This is a genomic window from Corynebacterium sp. HMSC076G08 (assembly GCF_001811515.1).
Taxonomy (GTDB): Bacteria; Actinomycetota; Actinomycetes; order Mycobacteriales; family Mycobacteriaceae; genus Corynebacterium; species Corynebacterium hiratae.
In genome coordinates this window covers 1-22,916 of sequence record NZ_KV805034.1, presented here as the reverse complement: position 1 = coordinate 22,916, position 22,916 = coordinate 1, and the positions used below count along the sequence as shown (strand labels likewise).

19 protein-coding genes and 1 tRNA gene are annotated in these 22,916 nt (G+C 56.4%); 6 read left to right on the top strand and 14 right to left on the bottom strand.

Annotation, left to right across the window (positions count from 1 at the left end; genetic code table 11):
* Window positions 1-13: 13 nt before the first annotated feature.
* Window positions 14-1,012 carry an NAD(P)H-dependent glycerol-3-phosphate dehydrogenase gene (locus tag HMPREF2806_RS04985; protein ID WP_070516628.1) on the bottom strand — a complete coding sequence of 333 codons (999 nt, stop codon included), beginning with the start codon at window positions 1,010-1,012 and terminating at the stop codon, window positions 14-16.
* A gap of 150 nt (window positions 1,013-1,162) precedes the next feature.
* Here HMPREF2806_RS04985 and HMPREF2806_RS04980 point away from each other — a divergent pair, with 150 nt between their 5' ends.
* Window positions 1,163-2,161 (top strand): NUDIX hydrolase, encoded by a 999-nt coding sequence (locus HMPREF2806_RS04980; RefSeq protein WP_070516557.1) that lies wholly within the window; start codon window positions 1,163-1,165, stop codon window positions 2,159-2,161.
* 46 nt (window positions 2,162-2,207) lie between these two features.
* Here the strand turns inward: HMPREF2806_RS04980 and HMPREF2806_RS04975 are convergent, their stop codons facing one another.
* From HMPREF2806_RS04975 to leuC, 3 genes are all read right to left on the bottom strand, one after another.
* Window positions 2,208-3,092 (bottom strand): sulfur globule family protein, encoded by an 885-nt coding sequence (locus HMPREF2806_RS04975; RefSeq protein WP_070516555.1) that lies wholly within the window; start codon window positions 3,090-3,092, stop codon window positions 2,208-2,210.
* A gap of 75 nt (window positions 3,093-3,167) precedes the next feature.
* The gene (gene leuD, locus HMPREF2806_RS04970) at window positions 3,168-3,758 is read right to left on the bottom strand and encodes a 3-isopropylmalate dehydratase small subunit (protein ID WP_070511687.1); all 591 of its coding nucleotides are present in this window, start codon (window positions 3,756-3,758) and stop codon (window positions 3,168-3,170) included.
* Window positions 3,759-3,774: 16 nt separating this feature from the next.
* The gene (leuC, locus tag HMPREF2806_RS04965) at window positions 3,775-5,217 is read right to left on the bottom strand and encodes a 3-isopropylmalate dehydratase large subunit (protein ID WP_070516554.1); all 1,443 of its coding nucleotides are present in this window, start codon (window positions 5,215-5,217) and stop codon (window positions 3,775-3,777) included.
* Between the two features lie 48 nt (window positions 5,218-5,265).
* Here leuC and HMPREF2806_RS04960 point away from each other — a divergent pair, with 48 nt between their 5' ends.
* A complete protein-coding gene (locus tag HMPREF2806_RS04960; protein WP_049154911.1) occupies window positions 5,266-5,979 on the top strand; it encodes an IclR family transcriptional regulator in 714 nt (237 codons plus the stop codon).
* 40 nt (window positions 5,980-6,019) lie between these two features.
* On the opposite strand, the gene HMPREF2806_RS04955 is transcribed toward HMPREF2806_RS04960, so the two are convergent.
* Window positions 6,020-6,823 (bottom strand): chymotrypsin family serine protease, encoded by an 804-nt coding sequence (locus tag HMPREF2806_RS04955; protein ID WP_070516553.1) that lies wholly within the window; start codon window positions 6,821-6,823, stop codon window positions 6,020-6,022.
* Window positions 6,824-6,995: 172 nt separating this feature from the next.
* On the opposite strand from HMPREF2806_RS04955, the gene HMPREF2806_RS13760 reads away from it, so the two are divergent.
* Together HMPREF2806_RS13760 and HMPREF2806_RS04945 are read left to right on the top strand one after the other, a co-directional pair.
* On the top strand, window positions 6,996-7,286 hold the full coding sequence (locus HMPREF2806_RS13760; RefSeq protein ID WP_070681158.1) for a hypothetical protein: 291 nt from the start codon (window positions 6,996-6,998) through the stop codon (window positions 7,284-7,286).
* A 132-nt stretch (window positions 7,287-7,418) separates the two neighbouring features.
* Window positions 7,419-8,174: a hypothetical protein gene (locus HMPREF2806_RS04945; protein WP_070516552.1), complete on the top strand. Its 756-nt coding sequence runs from the start codon at window positions 7,419-7,421 to the stop codon at window positions 8,172-8,174.
* A gap of 58 nt (window positions 8,175-8,232) precedes the next feature.
* Here the strand turns inward: HMPREF2806_RS04945 and HMPREF2806_RS04940 are convergent.
* A tRNA-Glu gene (locus HMPREF2806_RS04940) sits at window positions 8,233-8,305 on the bottom strand.
* A 635-nt stretch (window positions 8,306-8,940) separates the two neighbouring features.
* Here HMPREF2806_RS04940 and HMPREF2806_RS04935 point away from each other — a divergent pair.
* Both HMPREF2806_RS04935 and HMPREF2806_RS04930 read left to right on the top strand, forming a co-directional pair.
* Complete coding sequence (locus HMPREF2806_RS04935) at window positions 8,941-9,345, top strand: hypothetical protein (protein WP_070516549.1); 405 nt, start codon at window positions 8,941-8,943, stop codon at window positions 9,343-9,345.
* The gene (locus HMPREF2806_RS04930) at window positions 9,338-9,667 is read left to right on the top strand and encodes a transcriptional regulator (protein ID WP_070516547.1); all 330 of its coding nucleotides are present in this window, start codon (window positions 9,338-9,340) and stop codon (window positions 9,665-9,667) included. The genes HMPREF2806_RS04935 and HMPREF2806_RS04930 overlap by 8 nt, the downstream gene beginning before the upstream one ends.
* On the opposite strand, the gene HMPREF2806_RS04925 is transcribed toward HMPREF2806_RS04930, so the two are convergent.
* From HMPREF2806_RS04925 to HMPREF2806_RS04890, 8 genes are all read right to left on the bottom strand, one after another.
* Window positions 9,662-10,225: an RBBP9/YdeN family alpha/beta hydrolase gene (locus HMPREF2806_RS04925; protein ID WP_070516546.1), complete on the bottom strand. Its 564-nt coding sequence runs from the start codon at window positions 10,223-10,225 to the stop codon at window positions 9,662-9,664. The two genes, HMPREF2806_RS04930 and HMPREF2806_RS04925, sit on opposite strands and share 6 nt — an antisense overlap.
* A gap of 337 nt (window positions 10,226-10,562) precedes the next feature.
* Complete coding sequence (locus HMPREF2806_RS04920) at window positions 10,563-12,245, bottom strand: UvrD-helicase domain-containing protein (protein WP_070516544.1); 1,683 nt, start codon at window positions 12,243-12,245, stop codon at window positions 10,563-10,565.
* A gap of 9 nt (window positions 12,246-12,254) precedes the next feature.
* Window positions 12,255-14,078 carry an ATP-dependent nuclease gene (locus tag HMPREF2806_RS04915; protein ID WP_118779498.1) on the bottom strand — a complete coding sequence of 608 codons (1,824 nt, stop codon included), beginning with the start codon at window positions 14,076-14,078 and terminating at the stop codon, window positions 12,255-12,257.
* The gene (locus tag HMPREF2806_RS04910) at window positions 14,068-14,808 is read right to left on the bottom strand and encodes a M48 family metallopeptidase (RefSeq protein WP_083306513.1); all 741 of its coding nucleotides are present in this window, start codon (window positions 14,806-14,808) and stop codon (window positions 14,068-14,070) included. The genes HMPREF2806_RS04915 and HMPREF2806_RS04910 overlap by 11 nt, the downstream gene beginning before the upstream one ends.
* On the bottom strand, window positions 14,792-17,878 hold the full coding sequence (locus HMPREF2806_RS04905; protein ID WP_070516542.1) for a type I restriction endonuclease subunit R: 3,087 nt from the start codon (window positions 17,876-17,878) through the stop codon (window positions 14,792-14,794). Before HMPREF2806_RS04905 ends, HMPREF2806_RS04910 begins: the two co-directional genes overlap by 17 nt.
* On the bottom strand, window positions 17,875-18,588 hold the full coding sequence (locus HMPREF2806_RS04900; protein WP_070516539.1) for a TIGR02391 family protein: 714 nt from the start codon (window positions 18,586-18,588) through the stop codon (window positions 17,875-17,877). The genes HMPREF2806_RS04905 and HMPREF2806_RS04900 overlap by 4 nt, the downstream gene beginning before the upstream one ends.
* Window positions 18,578-19,825 carry a restriction endonuclease subunit S gene (locus tag HMPREF2806_RS04895; protein ID WP_083306512.1) on the bottom strand — a complete coding sequence of 416 codons (1,248 nt, stop codon included), beginning with the start codon at window positions 19,823-19,825 and terminating at the stop codon, window positions 18,578-18,580. Before HMPREF2806_RS04895 ends, HMPREF2806_RS04900 begins: the two co-directional genes overlap by 11 nt.
* Window positions 19,825-22,275 carry a type I restriction-modification system subunit M gene (locus tag HMPREF2806_RS04890; RefSeq protein WP_070516537.1) on the bottom strand — a complete coding sequence of 817 codons (2,451 nt, stop codon included), beginning with the start codon at window positions 22,273-22,275 and terminating at the stop codon, window positions 19,825-19,827. The genes HMPREF2806_RS04895 and HMPREF2806_RS04890 overlap by 1 nt, the downstream gene beginning before the upstream one ends.
* Between the last annotated feature and the right edge of the window lie 641 nt (window positions 22,276-22,916).

Sequence of the window (22,916 nt, the reverse complement as noted above, 5' to 3'; positions counted from 1 at the left end):
ACTTTACTCGGCTTTACTCAGCTTTCTTGGTGCGACCCATCAGAGCCACGATCATGTCGTCGACAGTCACCCCGCGGTGGCACACACCATAGACCGCTTGGGTAATCGGCATCTCTACGCCCGCACGCTGCGCCAGCCTAAAGATGGAATCGGAGGAAATAACGCCTTCCGCTACCTGGCCATTGGTGGCGGCTGTGGCTTCCTCCAGGGTGCCGCCCTGGCCGAGGCGGTAGCCAAAGGTGCGGTTGCGGGACAACGTCGAGCTACAGGTTGCCACGAGGTCACCCATACCAGCCAGACCAGAGAAGGTGAACGGGTCCGCTCCCAGCTTCACGCCGAGACGAGTAATCTCCGCGAGACCTCGAGTAATGATGCTGGCCATGGTGTTGTTTCCCAGCCCCTTACCCGCAGCCATGCCGCAGGCAAGTGCAATCACGTTCTTGCAAGCACCGCCAATTTCCGCGCCGATGACATCGGTGTTGGTATAGGGCCGGAAATAGGGTGCTGCGGCGGCATGCTGGACAGCCTTGGCACGGTCGGCGTCGCGGCACGCAATAACCGTAGCTGCCGGCTGCTCCTGGGCCACCTCCTTGGCCAAGTTGGGCCCGGAGAGCACCGCAATGCGGTCGGGGGAAACACCGGCGGCATCGGCAATCACCTCGCTCATCAGGCTGAGCGTCGACTTCTCCACGCCCTTGGAAATCGATACTAAAGTTGCATCCTCCGGCAGCAACGGCGCCCATTTTTCCAGGTTGGACCGCAAGGTCTGCGAGGGGACGCCGAAAATGACGATGTCCGCACCCTCCAGCGCATCAGCTGGATCGGTGGTAGCGCGGATGGAGGCGGGCAACGGAAGATCTGGAAGATAATCCGGGTTCTCGTGGCGTGCATTGATGGCCTGGGCTAGCTCTTCACGGCGCGCCCACAAGCGGACGTCATTGCCGGCATCGGCAAAAACCTTTGCCAGCGTAGTTCCCCACGAGCCCGCACCCAATACTGCTACGTTCACTATGTGCCACCTCACTGTAGATTCCCGGTATATCGGCTTTCCCCATTAAAGCACGCTCGGCATTAAAGCACGCTCGGCGCGTAAGGCTGCATCGCGGCAGTGAGTGGAGGAAAATGGAAAAAGGTTAGAAGCTACTGGCGCAAAAGGAGCAGCATGCCCAAGGCAAAGAACATGCACGAGACGGACAAAGACATCAAATCCGAGGTCTTTATTTCTGGCCGACACCAAGAAGTGTCCGTCGATCCGGCCGATGAGTTTAAGCGCACGACCCTGGCCGCCGGTGCGGTTCTCTGGCGCGGTGACCCGCACGATCCGGAAGTCGCCCTCATTCATCGCCCGCACTATGACGATTGGTCACTGCCCAAGGGCAAGGTGGATCCGGGCGAATCCCTTCCTGTTACCGCCGCGCGCGAGATCCTCGAGGAAACCGGTTATACCGTGCGCTTGGGCAAACTCATCGGCAAGGTAGCTTACCCAGTACAAGGCCGCACCAAGGTGGTCTACTACTGGCTGGCGCGGGTGCTCGATGGCGAATACACCCCGAATCAGGAAACCGACGAGCTGCGCTGGATGAAGATCGATGATGCCTGCGCACTGCTCTCTTATGACGTTGATGCACAGGTCTTGGCCAAGGCAAAGAAGCGCCTGCGCCTCGCACCAACGACCCGCGTTCTCTACGTGCGCCATGCCCGCGCGCACCAGCGCCGCACCTGGGAGGGTGATGATGACCTGCGCCCACTGGATAAGAAGGGGCGCCGCCAGGCGGAGATGCTCGTGCCGATGCTCACGCTTTTCCATCCGACCGCCATTTACAGCGCCCCGCCGCAGCGTTGCCAGCACACCGCTGCCCCGCTGGCCGATGAACTCGGCATGGACATCGCCGTTAACAAGGCTTTCGGCGATGATGTTTTCGTCGAATCACCAGAGGACGCACGTGCTGCCTTCCAGCGCGTGGTTGACGGCGGCGGCGTTCCGGTCATCGTGAGCCAAGGGCTGACCATTCCCGGCATCATCGAATCCTACGCACCGAAGTTCATTCAAGAACCAATCGAAGAACTCAAGTTCAAGAAAGCTTCGGTGTGGGTTCTTTCCTTCAACGACGGTGAGCTTACGGGCGCAGACTATCTAGCTAGCCCGCTGCCGGTGCGATAAGCACTACATCGCCACTTCACTAGGTATCTTTCACCGCCCTGCTGTTCTATTCCCACCGCACAGCAGGGCAGCGCTGCATAGCGCGGGTGAACAGGACCATCCCCAAAGCCCAGATCGGGTAGGCGGCAAGGAAGCCGACGATGGGGATAAATACGACAAAGCTCGTGACGAGGGAACAGACCAGAATAAAGAGCAGCGACTGCCCTAGATTCTCCATGATTAGGTCGAGGGCCTCTCGGAAGCAGTCCATGAGAGGCTTATCGGGGTTATCCGCCTTGATCACGGGCGCTGGCCACAGGAGCGCAAAGAGAATCAGACCGGGGAAGCCGCCTGCAATAGATCCGAGCGTTACCAAAATAAAGAAGCAAGCATAGACACCGGCGCAACCACTCAGCTGCGCAAACCTAAAGTAGTCGCGGAAGGTGACCTTCTCCCCATCAGCGATCTTCCGGGAACCATTGAAGAGGTTCGCCATCATCCAGCAGAGATAAGCGTAGGCGGCTAGCGCCATGACCACGATAAGAGGTATCCCCACGGTAGGAACCAGGGGTTCAATGTCCCTGCCGCTTTCTTCCATCGCTGCGGAGATGCCGCCTAAAACGGTTCCCGGCACAAGAAGAAGAGCAAAAGAGATAATGAGATGCACCAGCATGGCCAGCATCCCTGGCACAGGCTGCTTCAGGTAGCCCTTGAAGGTTTGGCCCACAATATCCATGGCGTCGATGGGCTGGGCGGGAGCCCCGCCTTGTGGATTGCCAGGCGCGGCGCCGGGCTGGTGGTACCCAAAGCTTCCCGGCTGCTGGTAGCCGTAGCTGCCTGGTTGCTGATAGCCATAACCTGCGGCGTCGTGATAGTCATAGCCACTATGCCCGCCTGCACCGCCGAACTGATTGCCGCTGTCCCCGCTAAAGCTTTGATAAGGATTGCTCATGCCGAGGATGTTAACGCCGATATGTGGCCGGTGCCACAGGAGGCGGGGAACACTCCCACACCCCCATTGCCCACGCTAAGACGCCACGACGCGGGGCTTGAATCCCGGGCGCTTGTCCTCAAAGGCCTCGATATCGTCTTCATTGCGCAGGGTCAGCCCAATGTCGTCGAGGCCCTCCATGAGGCGCCAACGGGTGTAGTCATCGATCTCAAAGGTGTAGCTGTTGCCGCCGACGGTAACCGTGCGCGCTTCCAAATCCACGGTGGTTTCGGTTTCACCGGACTCCAACTGCTTCCAGATGAGCTCGATGTCTTCTTGCTCCATGAGCCCCGTCAGCAGCCCGGCCTTGCCAGAGTTGCCGCGGAAGATATCGGCGAAACGGGAGGAAAACACCGCCTTGAATCCATACTCAGCAAGCGCCCACACCGCGTGCTCACGAGAGGAACCGGTACCAAAGTCCGGACCCGCGAAAAGCACAGAGCCTTCCTTGAACGGTTCCTGGTTGAGAATGAAGTTCTCGTCGCTGCGCCAGTTAGAAAACAGGCCTTCGGCAAAGCCAGTGCGCTTGACGGACTTCAGATAGCGCGCAGGAATGATCTGGTCGGTATCCACATTGGAAACTCTCAGTGGAACGCCGACGCCAGTATGAGTTACGAACTTCTCCATTGTCTTCTCCCTTTCCTTAGGCGCCGGCTACGGCGGCATCGTCGATATCTGCTGGTGCGGCCAGGTGGCCCAGGACTGCTGTCGCCGCGGCAACGGCCGGGGACACCAAGTGGGTACGGCCACCGGGGCCTTGGCGGCCCTCAAAGTTGCGGTTGCTTGTCGACGCCGACCTCTCCCCCGGCTTCAGCTGGTCCGGGTTCATACCCAGGCACATCGAGCAACCCGCGGTACGCCATTCAGCGCCGAAATCGGTGAAGATCTTGTCCAAGCCTTCCTCCTCAGCCTGCGCCTTGACCACGGCCGATGACGGGACCACCATCATGCGGGTATCGGAAGCGATGCTACGCCCCTTGACTACCTCGGCGGCGGCGCGCAGGTCCTCGATGCGAGCGTTCGTGCACGATCCCAGGAAGACAGTGTCGATCTGGATATCGCGCAGCGGCGTGCCCGGTGTGAGGTCCATGTACGCCAGGGCCTTCTCGACTGCGGCCTTCTCGCCATCGTCACCACACTCCTCCGGGTCGGGCACCGCAGCGCTCAACGGCAGACCCTGGCCCGGGTTGGTGCCCCAGGTGACAAACGGGGTGAGGGCGGAGCCATCGATCTCGACGACGGTATCGAACTCGGCGCCTTCGTCGGTCGGCAGCGTCTTCCAGTATTCAACCGCGGCATCCCAGTCCTCGCCCTGCGGGGCGAACTCGCGGCCCTTGACGTACTCAAAGGTTGTTTCGTCCGGAGCAACCATGCCAGCGCGGGCACCAGCCTCGATGGACATGTTGCAGATCGTCATGCGCGCTTCCATCGACATCTTGCGAATGGCCTCGCCGCGGTACTCGATAATGTGGCCCTGGCCGCCGCCAGTGCCAATCTTGGCGATGATAGCCAAGATCAAGTCCTTGGCGGAAACACCTTCCGCCAGCTCACCGCTAACCTCGATAGCCATCGTCTTGAAAGGCTTGAGCGAAAGCGTCTGGGTGGCCATAACGTGCTCAACCTCGGAGGTACCGATGCCCATGGCAATGGAGCCGAAGGCGCCGTGCGTCGAGGTGTGCGAGTCACCACACACAATGGTCATGCCGGGCTGGGTGATACCCAACTGCGGACCAACGGTGTGGACAATGCCCTGCTGGGCATCACCCATCGAATGCAGGCGTACGCCGAACTCCTCGCAGTTCTTGCGAAGGGTAGACACCTGTGTACGGGAAACTTCGTCCTTAATCTCCAGGAGATTTCCGGTCTTTATACCCACGGTGGGAACGTTGTGATCCTCCGTGGCTAAGTGCAACTCAGGGTGCCGCATTGTCCGTCCAGCCAGGCGCAGCCCGTCGAAGGCCTGCGGGCTGGTAACTTCATGCAAGAGCTGGAAGTCAATGTAGAGGAGATCAGGCTCGCCGTTCTCCCCCTTGCGCACGACATGGTCGCGCCATACCTTCTCTGCGAGTGTCAGTTTCTCAGTCATGTTTCTCTCCACTTGAAATCTCAATTAATGGGACGTAGATTTCATTATATGGGAGAGTATAGCGCAGTATCAGGAATAAAGGTATTGGATCGCGCAGTTGCCATCATGATGGCCGCGACCAACCGCCCCTCCACGCTTAACGAGCTTTGTGAGACCACCGGCCTGCCACGAGCAACCGCACATCGTCTCGCCACAGCACTCGAGGCACACCGGATCCTCACCCGCACACCCGACGGAAAGTGGGGTGCGGGCCCCGCCCTTCCCGGCAACCGCGATCGCATCATTGAAACCGCCGGGCCCATCATGGAAGAGCTCCTTGAGGCCACCGGTGAGTCCGTACAGCTCTATGAGCTATCTGGAACAACCCGCACGTGCATTGCTACACGCGAGCCGGAGATTGGCCTGCACAACGTCGTACCCGTCGGCCGCCAGCTACCCCTTACGTCCGGCTCAGCCGCCCGCATCTTCGCAGCTTTTGCGGATGTACACGTTCCCAATGCCCTCTTTAGCGAGCACGATGTCGAGCTCGCGCGCACCAACGGCTACTCCGAATCCATCGAGGAGCGCGAGTCGAATCTCGCTTCCGTTTCCGCCCCCGTCTTCGACGCCGCCGGCAACTTTATCGCCGTACTCTCTGTCTCCGGCTCCGCCGAACGATTCCGCCCCTCCCCAGCGGAGAAGTTCGCTGACGTGCTTGTCGACGCCTCCTCCCGCCTCACCGCCGCGCTATCCCACGACGCTCCGGGGAAAGCGGGACGCTAAAACTCTCCCACTAATTCCCACCTGTCTCGATGCCAGCTGTTTAAATGCTCAGCCCGAAGTACATGGCTAGGCCGCGCAACCCTTCCGGACCCGTGCTACTCGTCGAAGACAGCGCCTCTCCCCTCTCCTGCACCAGGCGCACTGGGTTTCCCGGCTCCCGGTTGGGGCGACGCGATACCCAGCCTTGGTGCGGCAAGTGCGCCAGCTCGTCTGCTCGCGGCATGCGAGCATAATTAGAGAAGGTTATGGTTTGCCCATCGCGGCTAGCCTGAGTGATCCCCTGGTAGATGCCCACCACACCCGGCTGCCCCGGCACGGAGACTGCTCCACCGCTGTCCCCTGGCGCCAACGCCACGTCCACAACGTAGTTCATTCCTGGGAAGAGCCCCGGGCCACGCACCGCGGTGCCACACTGGCGCTCGGTAGCCTGCCCGTCGAAGCACACCGTTGATCCCTCACCAGGCACGGGTGCCATTCCATCTCCGGTGAGCGGGTTTCCCGCAGAGTAGGTCCCACCGGCAAACTGGATATAAGCCAGGTCATGCCCCGCCGCACCCGAGGGCTTGAACCAGCGCAGTGTACCTACGTGCTGACCTGCGTCGTTATACATCTGCTCGCCATTGAGACCGCAGTGCGCCGAGGTCCATGCCCGAGTGGCCTCAACATAGCCGATGCTGCACAGAGAACCATCGGAGGCGACAATCTTTTGGCCTTGGGTAACCGGCACGCCCTCGCCAGCCATTGCGGGGGCAGCAAACCCAATGGCCAGCGAGCACGCGCCCACGACAGAAGCCAGGCCAGACAGAAGGCGCGAAGAACGGTGCTGAAGAGACTTTTTCATCATTTCCCTACTCTAGCGCTTTTCACATATGAATCACCTTTCACTTCGTGCACAGCCATCAGGGTGGGGCACCCCCACCCACCCCCACTATTGAAAACATAGTGAAAATTCGCTTTACTGTAACTATCAACTACTGAAAATGGAGTGAAAATCCCCGATTCTTTGAGGAGGAATCATGACCCACACCATCCACGACGAGCACACGCACACCCACGGCGAGGGCTGCGGCCACGTTGCCTTCCCGCACGACGATCACACTGACTACCTGCACGACGGTCACATCCACCGTGAGCACGAGGGCCACTGGGACGAGTGCGAGACGTCCGAGCACCACATTCACGAGGACCACGATCACGAGCACGGCGAGGGCTGCGGTCACGTCGCCATCCCGCACGGCGATCACGTGGACTACTTGCACGATGGCCACCGCCACGCAGCCCACGACGGTCACTGGGACTGCCACTAAGGCTCCTCGTGCTAGCACAGACTCGCTAGCACAGACTTTTGCTGCCCGCCTACTCGGTGTTCTGCACTGAGGGTTGGGCAGCTTTCCCCGTTTTCCCACACCATATGGCTAGGCGGGCGTTAGTGTGGGGTCATGACTTCCCCGCAGACCCCTTCCTCCGCACGCCGATTCCTCACGGCATTGACCGCCGTAGCCGCCGCGGGTCTACTCGCGGCTGGTTGCTCCTCCACCACCACCGAGACCGCCGCCCCAGACACGGCCCCGGCCACCTCTGAGGCAACAGAGCCATCATTCAAAAACACCTATCCGGCTTTCCAGCCGCTTAAAGACGACTCCCACGCCGAGGTGCCTGCAGGCCCCGAGCCCACCGTTCCCGGTGGCTCCGCTCCAGAAGGACAAGCAGGCGCACAGCAGCAAGGCGCACAGCAGCAAGCTGCACAACGGCAGGCACCACAAACGACGCCTCCCCACCTTCAGGGAGTAGAGCCCGGACAGTACGTCATGCCACCTGGAAGCCGGAAAACAATTGAATCCGCGCGCATTGGTTCGATCAACCACATCCACGAGCAGCTGCCAGAGAAGCAGATTAACGGCGCGAAGGTCGATGTCTTCGGCACCCCTGCCACGGTATGCCAGACAGGTGATGGCTACAACATCACCTACATCCTCGCAGGGCCGAATACCAGCTGTGATTTTGCCCGCTCGACTGCCGGCCACCTCATGGGGCTCACCATAAGCTCTTTGGAAGATCTACGCGGTTACGTCCCACCACAAATCTCGGTCACCAGTCCGGTTACCCACCAGTCCTACGACCTCGCATGCAGGACCGACGACCGCGAGATCATCCGCTGCACCGGCGGTAACAACGCGGAAATCATGATCGTGTAGCACCCACGCTAAAGAAGCAAAGCGCTAAGCCACGTGCATGGCTTAGCGCTTTTCGTTGTACCCCGTACGGGATTTGAACCCGTGTTACCGGCGTGAGAGGCCGGCGTCCTAGGCCGCTAGACGAACGGGGCTCGCTTAGCTGTCCGTTGCGGACTTGCTAAACACTATAGGATCCCCAAAAGGTTACACAAATCGGCACGTAGAAGCACCTTTTACACAGATAAAATCCCGAACCTCGTTGCCGCTTTCGGCTGCGATGGAAACATTGGCTCTCAAGGCCTGGGCGCGGATCGAATCAGTGGTTATTCCGCTGGCGTGCCGTGGGCTGCTGGGGCCGGAGCACTTGTTAGTCATCGCTAGAGGTTCGGGAGGACACGTGCGCTAACAGCATGTGGTGCAAGGCTCCTACTTCGCTCGAGTGTTGGCTTTAAGAAGTTGTGGATTATGGCGATGCCGCCTAGTACTATCTGCTAGAGTCGCGTCGGCGATAGTGATGATTTTCAGCTTCCGCCATCCGCTCTCCTTTCTGTCGGGAATGCGTTGTACCTGCAGTGTATGACCAGAAAAGGCATACCGGTAGGACTTAGACCAATTGAGCACTGGTTCACCCCCTGGTACTCCTGCGGCCGTCCCGGCTACCTCGCCGAAGATGCAAGCCGGTATGGGGTAGAACCAGACCACTCAGATCGTGCGCGCACCCCACCCCTTTACTTGCCGCTATTGCAACCGTTAGACTTGCACTAGATGCAAACAAGGGAGTCAGGTTATGAACGACGAACTCAAAGTTATTGACGAAGTTCAACAGCGCACCGCCTGGACGCAGAGCTGGTGGGCGGTAACACTTGTAGCACTCGGTATCGGCAGCAGTCTTGCGCTAACCAAGCTGTCCTGGTCGTACACACTCGCACTCCTCATACCGACGTTCATTCTCGGCTTCCTCCTCAAGGACAAAATCGCGAACCCCTTCGTGCGGCTCGACCCCAACACGGGACCGAGGAACGATCGCGCCACGTGGTCACGCGTACTGCTCCCCGGCGCAATGATTTTCTCCACCACGCCGACGCCTGATACATGGCCATGGATGATCACCAGCGGGGTCATTGTTTCGGCAGCAACGGCTTGGATGCTCTACGAGAACCGCAACGCGGCCATAAAGGGCGCTAATGCCTAGTAAAGCACCCAACCAATCCCCTGAGCTGGACCCAGTTATCCACCCGATTAACCGCCTCAGAATCTGCGCTGCGCTCTACTCCGCCGGCGCCACCGCAGGCCGGCAAATGAGGTACAGCAAGCTCGCCGAGTTCACCGAGCTCCCCGCCGATACGCTGTCCAAACAGCTAAAGTACCTCGAGGATCACGGCCACATTAGCCGCACCCGAGAGTACGGTTCTACCCGCGCGAAGGATGCCGTGTGGGTCGCGCTCACCGAGGCGGGCACACGGGCTTACGTGCAGCACGTGGAGGCGCTCAAAGCGATGACTGAGGGACTATAGACTGTGCAACCACTGCGTGATGCGATCCCCCAGCTGTGGAAACTCGGTATAGCCGTCATCTTCAAGGAAATGTCCCGCGTCGTGGATGGTGATGAGCATGGCCGAGAGGGCGTCGGCAAGCTGCAGCGTAAGGACGGGGTCAACTAGGACATCGTTAGTGGACACGAGGACCTCTGTGTGAACGATGTGGTGTTTGATAGCAGGCACGTCGACGTGGGCCTGGCCAATGAACTCATCAAGCTCTGGGATGACACGCAGCTTCTCCACAAACCCAGAGACAATGAAAAGCCCATGAAGCTCCCACACGCCCTCCAATGACGTGAGATAGTGCAGCAGCGCGGTGCCGCCCAGGCTATGCGTGATGATGCAGGTATTAGCGCCTGGACGCTGAACATCGTTGCGTATCGCTTCTACCCACTCATCGAGCTTCGGTGCGTTCGGTTCCGGCAGCGCGATGGTGTGAACGGTGTGGCCATCGAAGGTCAACAGGCGTTCTAGCCACGGGAACCAGTGACTGTCAGGGCTGGCTTGGTATCCATGAACAATGTAGAAGTGCATGGTCGCCGATCATACGAAAAAGAGTGGCAAGCTCATCGTGCTTGCCACTCTGTGTGAAGCGCCTCCGCTTCATCTCTCGCATGCTCATATTTAGCTACCTCTTCTTCAATAGATTGCAAATCTGCCGCTGCTCCGGCGGGGTCATGGTCTGCTCTGGACATTTAAAGCCCCTAACTCGTCAGGTTTACTTTTTATACTATTGTTTCTCAATCAATCTATAGTAAAATCCAGCCCATGGCGGCTTCTGGCGTGCAGTGGGTCGGATTAAAGGCTGCTATGGCGTGACTCCTGGAGCTCAGGCAGCAGAGTAGACCTTCTTTCGTAGACGACCGGTCCTCTATCTAGATAGCGCAAGGGGGACTGCGTCTCTTTCTAATATTGCCTTCACGGCATCTATGTATCTACTGTGTACAGCCAGTATAAGTAGCCGCTCGGCCCTGGACGCGCCGACATAGAGGACTCTTCTTGCCTCTGAACTTTGGTCTTCACTCCAGTCACGGATCGTGTCCCCGGTCCAATTATCTCCTGGAATTATCAGTACGACCGAGTCTGTCTCCAATCCTTTAAAACCGTGAATTGTTGAATGCTCATACTGGTTCTCGGCTGTCGGTACCCCGTCCCAGATCCAGACATTGGCTAAAGGTGTCTTGGTGCGGTCGCGGTCGAGAGCGACTCCAAACTTGTCCGCTACTTGGACAACTTTCTCTCTGAAGTCGCCGCGAGACAGCCCCGTTGGATCTCCTGCTGCCACTGCAAACCTCAGGCATAACTCGCGGTATGCACTCTTAGTCAGCCCAAGACTCTCGAGATACCTCTCTTCACTAGCCTTAGCTAGGCCTTTATCTGGGTGCAACCTCTGCAGCGACAGACCGATATCAATAAGTGCTCGGGTCCGCTGCGCCGTCGTCGAGGAGGGGTAAAGGAGTTCGTTACAAGACCCTGCAAGAACTGCAACCTTGTTGGCAGACGTCTTTTTCTTTGCTCGGCCTCCTGCTGCAAGGGCTGCGTTATCTCCTTTGTGAGCTAGAAATACCGGCTGAGATAGTTCCTGGTACTGGTCCATTACTGCCTTGACTGAGGGACCAATATCCGAAGTCTCTCTATAGCCGACAAGATGTACTGGGATCTCACAGCTGGATGCTCTACCCCCAGCAGTGTCTGTACTCGTGCCCTCGCGCAGACTGTCCACGATCTTGCAGATAGCGGGCGAACTGCGGAAGTTCGTGTTAATTCGCGGCTGGCGGTCTCTCGAATCGACAAAATTGCGTACTTCAGCAACCGACGTGCCTCGAAACTCGTAGATAGATTGGTCAATGTCCCCAACCGTGATCAAACGGATGCCGGATTCCTGAAGTGTCCGTAGGACGAGAAGGTCAACAGTATTACAGTCCTGGACTTCATCGACGATAACCTCCTCGAATCGAGTAGCCAACAGCTCGACGATTCCGTACCTGTTCTCTTCAATCTCAATTCTCGCCAGAAGTCTCGAAGTGTCAGCGTCGAGATGTCCCGCCTTGGTCAGTTCTTTCCATTTAGCATGCGCGGCAGACTCCAATGCCCGGATGGGGTAATGTTTATACTTCCACCTGTATTTGTCCAGCAGGGTCGCCCGGTCATTATGACAAATGAAGTCATCCAGCGGTGCTGGCGCCTGTCCCTTTATCGTCACGACTGCTGAATCAAGACTGCTCCAGGAATCCCAGAATGTAGGAGTCTTGCAGAACCTTGCCTTATAGAATGGTGCCGCGAAAAACCTATTGATAAAGCTGTCAATCGTTCCGACGAAGTTCGGTGCTTGGAGTAGTTCTGGTTTGTGCGAGCACCTCCTCTGGGCTTCTTCCGCAGCGGCGTTGGTAAAGGTAATCAAGGCGACGCCGCGCCGCGAGTTCTCTGTATCCGCACGTGTTGCAAACCGCTCGACGATGGTCTGTGTCTTCCCAGCGCCCGGGCAGGCCTCAAAGAAGCCGCCAGACTCCGACTCGATGAGCGCCCGCTGGGCCGGTGTGAATTCAAAAGTCATTTCTCACCTCTAGTCCTCGGCTGCTGCCTCAATCGCTGCTCGAAGTTGATCCGGGCACGCAAAGGTCACATCTGGCTCGGATATAGCAATTGCGACGTCGTGAGCAAACTGACCCTTGCTGATACACAGATTCTCCGCATCCTTTTTGACCTGGAGTCTCCGGTACATCTCCCGCGCCGGCGCAGGTGCATTCTCGATAGCCTCCCACTTCTTAACAGAGCGGGGATGCTGCTTCAAGAACGCCCCCTTAAGGATGTTGTTGTTGGCATCCGAGCTGGTCAGCAAGCTTGCCTCTAGTGTGTACTTTGATGTCTCCACACTCAACACATTGTCAGCTCGTAAGTTGAGAGCGATATCCTCGAGGTCTTCAGATCTATTGATGCTCTTGGCTTCCAGATCTTCGAGTGGTGGGTCTTCGTCCGTAAGTGCGATCACCTTGTCAGCGAGCCGCAAACCCCCACCAAAGTCATACAGAAGCAGCGTGAGGTACGGACGGAAATCCACAGAACCGAGGTTGACGATAGGTGTGGCATTGAAACGACGGAGTTGTTTCGCCTGATCGGGATCGCTTCGGTCGAACACACAGTGCCGTGCAAGTGCTGGTAATAGAACTGCCTCAGAGATTCCCTCGACCAGGATGACCCGCTGAGTAAACAGCAGATCAGATCGAGTTACATCCAAGTACTGGTCGATTTTCCTTCGGTCGTTCTCATCGTCGAACTCGACCTGTTTAAGAGCTAGCGCTGCCGTATTACTACGGCCCTCGCGCTTGGTCGATCGGATGACTACGGTTCTTTCTAGTCCAACCGAGCTGGCCAGGTTCGGAGAATGTGTCGTCGCGATAACCTGGATCCGACCAGCGGGCTGCCCCTCTTCTGGCTGGGAGACAGAATTCTCAGCTTGCTCGAGGAGGAAGTCGAGCAAGACACCTTGGAGTTGCGGATGCAAGTGCGCTTCTGGCTCTTCGACCAATAGCAGAGTGAGCTCGGACTGGTTAGCCTCCTGTAGCTCAAGCAAGACTGTCGACATAAACAGGAGATTAGCGTACCCCAATCCGGATGATGCAAGGTCAGTTGCATCTATCCCATGCTCTGCCATCTTCAGGCGGAGACCTCGCGCAAGATGCTCGAGCGAGGGCTGTTCAAAACCAAGCGCCACCTGTTGTCCACGCACCGCATCGGTTAGCGAGGATAGATGCCCCTGAATCTTGTCGCTAACTCCCTGGACCGCACTACTTTCGGATAGCTTCTCAGTAGCGGCATGAGCCTCGTTCAGGAAAGCTTCCCTATCCTCCGTGTCGAGCAGGTAGCGCAAGATCGTCCCCAAACGGCGACCGTTGGCGGAGTCCAGCTCCCGCTTCGCATCGCGTAGCGGCTCCAGGTAAACGTGGTTGATCTTCGACCGCACCTCAGCTTCTGGATCCGGAGAGGCAACTGGCCCTGCCAAGCGCTCGGTTCGACCGCGCGGGTACTGATCAGTTGGCGGAAAATAGCGGACATGGTGGTGAATTTTCTTAGCGTTGAGATCCAACGCACCGATGAATAATGCCTGCTGGAAGCTGTCTCCGTCCGCGAAAACAAGCTCAATATCTGGGTTAGTGTCGGCCCCGATCGACGGGTCATCAATCTCGAAATACCTCGTCCGTCGTCCACTCAATGGAGTCGTTGCTAGGCGAAGGGCATCAATGATGTTGGATTTGCCCGCATTGTTCTCTCCGACCAGAAGAGTCAGATCAGGGCTAAGCGCTACTTCCGTGTCCTCGCATGATCTGAATCCCTTGATCCGTACGCTCTCCAGCCACATTGCCGCGGCGGCGTCGCTTTCAATAGTCAAAGCTCTCACTCCAGTCTTCTGCCGCCAGAGGGGCATCATTTAGATCATCTCGCCGAGCAGTCCAGTCTGGCAAGTGCTGATCCATCACCGCTACAAACCTAGAGTTGTGGCTTCTCTCGATCAGATGCGCCAGCTCATGAACCACCAGGTACTCCAGACTCCGAGGATTCTTCTTTGCTAGCTCCGGGTTGAACCAGATGTTACGGCTATCAGGATTGCACGACCCCCACTTGGTCTTCATCCGCTTGACCGTAATCTGGTTAGCTTTCACCCCCATGGCAGCCTCCCACTTCTCAAGCAGAGGCGGGAGTGCGGCCTTGAGCTCCCGTCGGTACCAGCGGTCGAGAATGCCGAATCGATCATCACGAGTCGACCCTTCCGGGGAGTAGAGCCACAGAGTATCGCCGGCCAATACCACCTTGGGATTTCCACTGTGTTTTGAGACGTCGAGGCGGTAGCGCTTCCCCCAGGCGTAATGGCTCTCTCCGGAAACCATCTGCCGCTCCGTCTGGCGCTTCGCCTTCTGCAGTCGCTCCCGCTCACGCCGGATCCACGGCAGTCGCTGGATAATAGCCCGACGGATAGTGTCCTCGTCCAGGCGGGCGGGCGCAGCCACGCGCACGCGACCCATCGGTGGATACACCGACAGGTGCATATTCTTGATGTCCTTGTAGACCAGCTCTACATCAAGACCGGAGACGGTGAGGTAAGCACTAGCGGAATTCATCATGCATCACCAAGAGCTCAAGCAGCTTCTTCATCTCATCAGGTTGCAAAAGTCCAGGGAAATTGAGAGCGACGGTACGCATTAGCGACTTCTGCTTCGTCTTATCGCCAGCCCAGCCGTGCTCCTTATTGCGCTGGATTATGCCATACACCCGCTCAAAGTCGACCTCGATATCCTCCGGCCAGGCGAAGTCAATCAGGGCACGGCGCGCAGACGTGCCAGCCCATTCTGGGTACTTCTGATCCGACTCTCCCCGAGCAATCCGCTGGGTAAGCTCAACCAGCTTCAGCAGGTACTCCTCATAGTCGATAACAGCCTCACGCCGCTGCTCGATCAAGGCATCCAGGAGCGTTGACATCGACTCGTAGTACTTCGGGTTCATCGCCTGTTCGTCAACGATGGTCTTGCGAACGTTGTTGACGATGGTCTCGGCAGCAGCCTCTGGATCCTTCCGGATATTCTCCGGTAGCTTGTCGATAACTCCGACCCCATGCTCGACGATGAGATGGACGAGCCCCTGGTCAAAGGTCGCCAGGTTCCGGGATGCATCCGCCTGAATGTAGGTGTCGAGAAGCGCGCGCATGCCGGCCTCGAACTGCTTGAGGTCAACATTCTCGCCAGCACCGAGCTTCACTTCGTCGCGGACATCGACGAAGTGTTTCACTTGAGACTTGATTGATGCAGCTTCACTTTCCGAGTATCCAGCCTCACTCATCCGGTTGGCCAGGTTCGCATAGGCACGGACCAGACTGGCCACGCCCTTGTAGAGATCCACTCGCCTCGGTTCGTTGGCCTTGAGCTGCTCTGCGTTGCCACTTTCCCTCGCGCAGAAATAGTGCTGGTACTGCAGCGTGCCCTTCGGCGGAGCCACCGGCTCACACAAGGCTCGTACCATCTCAAGAGCCTCGTCCAGGTCCTGGCGCTCTTGCTCAATACGGTCCTTGAGCAGACCTTCCACGTCTTCTTCGTCGTAGTCAGCAAAGGCTTCGGAGGTGTAGTCAGAAACCGCATCCTCCAGGGATTTGAACAGGTCGCGGTAGTCGACGATGTAGCCATACTCCTTATCGTCACCGTCAAGCCGGTTCACGCGACAAATTGCCTGGAATAGGCCGTGGTCCTGCATGTTCTTATCGATGTAGAGATAAGTTGCACTCGGAGCATCAAACCCAGTCAGGAGCTTGTCGACCACGATCAGCAGCCGCATCTGACCAGGATGCTTGATGAACTTCTCCTTGACGCTCTTCTCGAACTCGTCAATCCGCTTGACGGCATCATCAGCGTTGGTCTGAAAGTAGTCCGCAAGCATCCGACGGTAGATGTCGTACTTGACGATCTCCTCATTCTTGCCAGCCCCGGAGTCTTCCTTCGAGATCTGGGAAGCGTTCGGCTCATAGCTCGTGATGATGGCAACCTTGCCAGCCAGTTCGCTATGGCTGAAGATGTCGTAGAATTTGCAGGCTTGGTAGACGCTTGAGCACACCAGCATGGCGTTGCCTCGGCCATCCATCAGGCGGGGCATTCTGGCCATATCCATCAGGATGTCTGCGGCGATCTGCCGAGCTCGCGGCTCTGCGGACTCGACTGCCTTGAGCGTCGCCCAGCGCTTCTTCAGCTGGTGTTTTGTCAGGTCGGTCATGCCCTGAGTGTGAATCGTGAACCACTCATCCACCCGTTCTGAGCTCATGAGGCGTTGCTCGATATCTCGCGCCTCATAACGCAGATCCAGCACCACGCCGTCATCAACGGCCTCATCGAACTTGTAGGTGTGGATGTACGAGCCGAAGGTCTCGATGCTCTTGGCCTTGTCCTTCTTGAGAAGCGGAGTGCCAGTAAAGCCAATGAACATCGCGTTTGGCAGCAACTCCTTCATCGCCTTATGGAGTTTGCCGCTCTGGGTGCGGTGAGCTTCATCGACAAAGACGAAGATATTGCCCTTGGGGTTGAACCCTTGAAGGAGAGGTTTCTTGAGCTGACGCACGAAGTCTTCGGTGTCGCCCTGGTCCTTCTCGTCATCACCCCGGAACTTATGCACCAGTGAGCACATCAGCCACGGCTTGTTCCGGTCCAGCATGCCGATCATGTCTGCTCCAGACGTCGATCGCTCGATGGTCTCATCGACACCGGCAAAGACCTTCTCAATCTGCTCATCAAGCTCAGTCCGGTCGGTGATCACCAAGACACGCGCTTCGCGCTGGTTCTCTCGGATCCACTTCGCCAGCCACACCATCGTCAAGCTCTTGCCTGACCCCTGAGTGTGCCAAATAATACCACCCTCGCGACGAGCAATACGCTCCTGAGCAGCCTTAACACCGAAGTATTGGTTATGTCGGGCTGTCTTCTTCACACCAGAGTCGAAGACGATGAAATCATGAATCAGCTCGAGGAAGCGCTGTTTGCTGGCCATCTGGAGCAACCCACGGTCGAGATGGTTCTCAACCTCGCTTGGTTCTTTCCACTCCAGCCAATACTTCTCCGGAGTCTCAATCACTCCGTAACGTAGGCCCTCAACATCATTACCGGCAAAAAGCAGCTGGACAGTGGTGAAGAAGGGTCGAACGAAGTCTGCCTTCTGGTTGCCGAGGTGCTGGCGGATACCATCCCCAACGCTGACCTTGGAACGCTTGAGTTCGATGACGCCGAGAGCGATGCCATTGACGTAGAGCACGACGTCTGGACGCTTGGTGTTCTTGCCCTTGATCGACACCTCTTCGGCCACCACGAAGTGGTTAGCTTCCGAATTGTCCCAGTCGATAAGCCAGATCGTCTCGAAGTTTTCCGAGGCGTTGCGTTTTACCTTCACGCCGTAGCGAAGCAGGCTGTAGACATTGCGGTTGGCCTCGTAAAGCGAACCGCCAGCCGGCAGCGAAGCAGCCTTACGAAGCTGCTCGATGGCACGTCGAACCAAGTGCGCATCGTAGCCACGTGCCAGCAGATTCTGGCGCAACAGCTCTTTTTCAACGTTGGAGTTGGCCCGGTTCTTCCAATCCCCGGCATACTCATACCCGAGCTGACTAGACAGGATGTCTACGACGCGATTCTGCGTGACACGCTCACGTTGCCCGACCAGACTCATGATGATGCCTCCACGGTGGATTCGTCCACCCAGCGTGCCAAAACGCTGAGGGCGGCGAGATACTCAAGAGCTTCTTGCTCCGTAAGCTCTTGATCAGCTTCATGGCTAAGAGGGTTTCGAATACCAGCAAAGACCCCTTCAGCAAATGTCATAGCACCACGCTGAACCGACTTATAGGTGTCACTGCCGTCATCTTTCATTCGTCGTAGCCGAGACGCTCCTTTCTTTGGTCGATCGGCGGAGAAAGCCTGCTTGAAAAGATTTGTTTCGCTAACATCCCGACGACCGATCTTGTTCTGCGTCTCAGCATTGAGCTTGCGAATCGCACCACCGATGGCTTCACGGTAATGACCTGACTGCCAGAGCGACTGTGCTCCATCCCAGATCCAAGGGTGCAGCTCCGCAGCAGAAAGCTCTGGAGCATTTTCTCCCAGATTCTGAGCGACTTCTTCAGCCCGTTGGAGCTGTGCTCGAGCTCTGATTGCAGCCTCGTAATGGCGATCCCAAGTGCCCGGTTTACTTCCAGTCAACTCAGAGCGCCAGCCAGGAGTAGCCCGATCCATAATCTTCTCGGCTACTTGCGCCTGAGAAGCAATATCGGCTACAGAACCCCGCGGAAATCTACCCACGACGCTAGGACTTGGGTGAGGAACACGCTCAGTCAGATAGATGAAGGTGTGCAGCTCTTTTAACGCCCAATCAATATTCACCGTGCTTGCCCCCTACGGGAAGGCGGATTCTCCCAGTGAGTAGCTCCTGCATCATGCCCTGCTTTATATTGCGAGCTGATTCGAGACGAGACTCCAAGGCTCTGATCTCTGAATCAGCGTCATCCAGTACATTCGCAATCTCTCGCTGTTCAGAAAAGTCCTCTGGAAAATCTAAAGTAAGAGTAATTAGATCCTTTTGGTAAAGATGATTAATGGTTGACCCCGCACTTAGGGATGAAATGAAGTTCTCGAACACTGAAGAACGCAACAGCCAATACAAGAACCTCGATTCGTAGGTTCCCCGGATCGGTCGCACTACAAAAACGCCACTATTCAATGTGGCCGGAAAAGGAAGATTATCAACAATTGCAACTTTACCAATAGTTCCGTCCTTAGTTATAAGGACATCGTCAGGTTGAAGTTGAATATTGCGATCTTGATCGAATCGCCACTTACTCACAAAAGAGGCTGTATTCCAGTCTATTTTAGCATTCTTAAAATCAGTGCCACCGACTAGTTTATAGCTGCCCGACTGGAGATATTCACCGGTCGTGAGCCCTTGCCAGCCGATTCTTGCCTTCAAATGGGAGTGTCTCGCAATTGATATATTCTTCCAAGGTTTGGTAAAGCCCGGCAAGCGTTTGCGACCAGTCAGCAGCTCCTGCATCATGCCCTGCTTGATTGCCTGCTTCTTTGAGATGAGGCGTTCAAGAGTTTCAATGAGTTGATCAGCCGAACTCAACCTACCTGCGACAATTTTCTGTTCATCAAGCGACGGCAAATCGACAGTCAAACTGCCGAGAATCTGTGTATTTAGAGAAGGCATAGTTTGGCCTACTGCTACGGACCGCACCTTATCTTTGAAATTTTCAGTATGAAAAACTTGACTGAGATATCCAGAGTTTACTTTTGTCTGGTCCACCCTCACACGTAAAAGACGCCCAGAAAACAACCAGCCATCTTCTTCTCTCTTGACGATCGCGTTTCTATCTATTGACCCGACCCTACTGAAAAGGATGTCTCCTTCACGGCACTTATAAGTCGAAAGACGCTTCAAGTCCTCTGTTCCCACAAGAGGAAGATTCTCGTGAATAATACCTCTATCTCCGAGATGTTCCACTGTAACTATCGGAGTCCCTGTAGCTTTATAGTCTGCCTGATGAAGAGCAGATCCAAAGGGCCCAGTCTTAACTTCTGCAAAATCCGAAATCCTCTGAACTTCATGACAAGAAACCATTACAAGACCTCCATGTCCCGCAAATGAACGCAAACTCGTCGATTAGCTTCCTCAGTCTTACCAACAATTTGTTCAAGGGTTTCGGAGTAACGTTCACCAAGTGTACTGAGCCTTACTGCGAGAGACCGAATGATCTTTACGACTTCAACATCTGACGATTCCCGGATAGAATCACCCCATTTATCCTCGATGACTAGCACCCGTATGTCCGTGTCCCGCAGACCTTCGTAGGCCTGAAAGCTCTGCTGATCGACTTCAAAGGCGGCGTTTTTCGCGGCCTTCTTTGCCACTGTCTGAGCAGCAAACAGTTTCACGACATGATTGAGCGCGGCGACCTCCTCACCCTCTGCACCCTCAGCTTTAGCTTCCCTGAGGCGCTTCCTCACGTCGCCCAACTTCACTCCGCCATCGTCGTTGACAGCCTCCCAAAGCAGACCTTCCTCGACCGCGTGCTCTTCGATGTACTCCTGTAACTCCAGACTGATGCGCTCTTGCTCTGCAGTGAGACGATCAAGCTCGGCCTTCTCTTCAGCGAAATATCGATCGATGATAAGTGCCGGCGAAATCAGGTCAGTTACCCAACGCTGGGCTTTGGCACCCGTGCCGAAGACCAGGTCAGCAGCCTCGTACTTCGGCTTCTTCTTGTTGTCATAGCCAGTGATCCGAGCTTCACGCGGTTGAACAGCATCAACCCAGCCGGACCCGACGATGAGAGTGACGTCATCGTGCATGGTGTCATTCCAGTAGCTCATCAGCTGCTCGTACATGCTGTACTCGCTGATCAGCGGACGACCCCGGAACTTCTCCAGCAAGTCATCACCAAGATCCTCAATCAGCTGCTGCGGCCTGGTCTGCGAGCCAATCGCCTCCAGTTGAGATCGGTGAGAACCCCACCAATCCTCAACAGCCTTGGAAACAGTCGAGGTAAAAGCCTTAACGTCCTTTGACTCCTCAATCACCTTGGCGGTCTGATCAGGCTGTACTCTCAGCTCTGAATATCCCTCGCGGAGAGGTCGGAATAGCTCGTCACGAAGGTTCGGGAAAGCATCCCAGTATTCACTCAGTGCATCCAAATCTCGGTTCGGGATCCCACCCTTGAGGTGAGCCTCCAGGTCCTGAATGTCTTCAGGTTCAGACGTTTCAATGTAGCGGGGGATGTTGAGATTATAGTTGTTCTTAGCGTCAGAGATTTCCGACAGCGGCACCATCCGGGCAAAGCGCTCGACGTCGTTGCCGGCAAGATAGGTGTCGATGATCTTTCGCATATCCCGAGGACGCAGGCGGTTCTTCGGCCCGTCTTTCTCGAAGCCCTTGGAGGCATCGATCATGAAGATGCCCGTCCGGTTGGTGGATTTCTTCTTGTCGATGACAATGATGCAGGCCGGGATGCCGGTTCCATAAAACAGGTTGGCCGGCAGCCCAATAATCGCCTTAATTAGACCACGCCTGATCAGCTCCTCACGGATCTGTGCCTCGGTGTTGCCACGAAAAAGCACGCCGTGGGGAAGAATAACCGCTCCTCGACCATCAGGCTTCAGGGATTTCACCATATGAAGCAAGAAGGCATAGTCACCGTTCTTCTCTGGTGGTTCGGAGAAGCCCTCGAACCGATCGTATTCCTTGTCGAAGCCGTTCTTCCAGGTCTTCACTGAGAACGGCGGGTTGGCGACGAAGTAGTCAAAGGTCTGTAGCTGTTCGCCCTTGAGGAATTTCGGATCCGAGAGAGTGTCGCCCTGACGGATGTCATGCGTCTCGTTGCCGTGCAAGATCATGTTCATCCGGGACAGTGCCCAGGTGGCGTTGTCTTTCTCCTGGCCGTAAATCGACAGGCCGTTAGGCGCGGCGTCAGCCACCTTAATCAAAAGCGATCCAGACCCACACGTCGGGTCATAGACAGTCGTCGAGCGAGGGGCATCTTTCGGGATCTCCAGCACCTGAGCCATGATGCGAGAAACCTCCGCCGGAGTGTAGAACTGACCCTTGCTCTTGCCAGACTCAGTGGCGAAGTGGCGCATCAGATATTCGTAGGCATCACCGAGCAGGTCGTCGCCCTCAGCGCGAGAACCGGTGAAATCGATGTCCTGAAAAATACTGACAAGGTTCGTCAGGCGATCCTGCATCGCCTTACCTTCGCCCAGCTTGTTCGGGTCATCGAAGTCGGCGTTGTTGATAACACCCTGAAGATCATTGGCTTCAGCCAGTCGACGGATGGCGATGTTCATCCTCTCGCCGATGTCCGTCGCACCCTTTAGCGCAACCAGGTCATCAAATGATCCGCCTTCCGGAACCTCAATGAGGCTGTAAGGATCGCTCTTCGCCTTATCCGAGACATACTTCACGAACAGCAGTGTCAGGACATAATCCTTGTACTGACTGGCATCCATTCCGCCACGCAGCTCATCGGCACTCTTCCAGAGGGAGCTATAAAGATCAGATTTCTTAAGAGCCACTACCAAGCCACCACCTTCGGCAGCTTCGCCGCTGACTTCTTACTTTGGGCTCTTAAGATCATATACTGTTCGTCTCCTCCACAGAGCGTGGCTTATCTTCTAGTTGATACCGACATTACTGACCGCGTCAGACATTAATGTCGAGCAGTACCCGTTAACCATTCCGCTCATGCCTTTCAACAAGTTCGCAAACGCAGGGAGCGGGCAAATGCTAATGGTATAATTATACCCTGACCAGCAGTTTTGCAAAACCTTGCATCACTCCAGCCCATGCTGGCCACTTCATCCGCCGATCGCTCAAAAGTTCGCACCTCCCGTGACAGCCGCATGGCCTGCCTACTCCAATGGACGCAAATTCTGTTCCCCCCCCCACATGGGGTCACGGATATATTCCACTGCATGCACACAATTAATGACACCTCGGACGTGGATGGTTACGTGGACTGGGTTGTTGATGTTCTCAAGTGGGGAACACTGGTGGATGATACTGCCTCGGCAGAAGGGGCTCGCGAACTGCCATCTCGGACGGGCGGAGGGGCCATCTATCGGCGACAGCGGTCTAAGGTCGACTGATTTCGGACAACGTTGTAACTCCCATCCTTCACCCATAGGACCTGACCCCTGTTTGGTAGACACCTGAT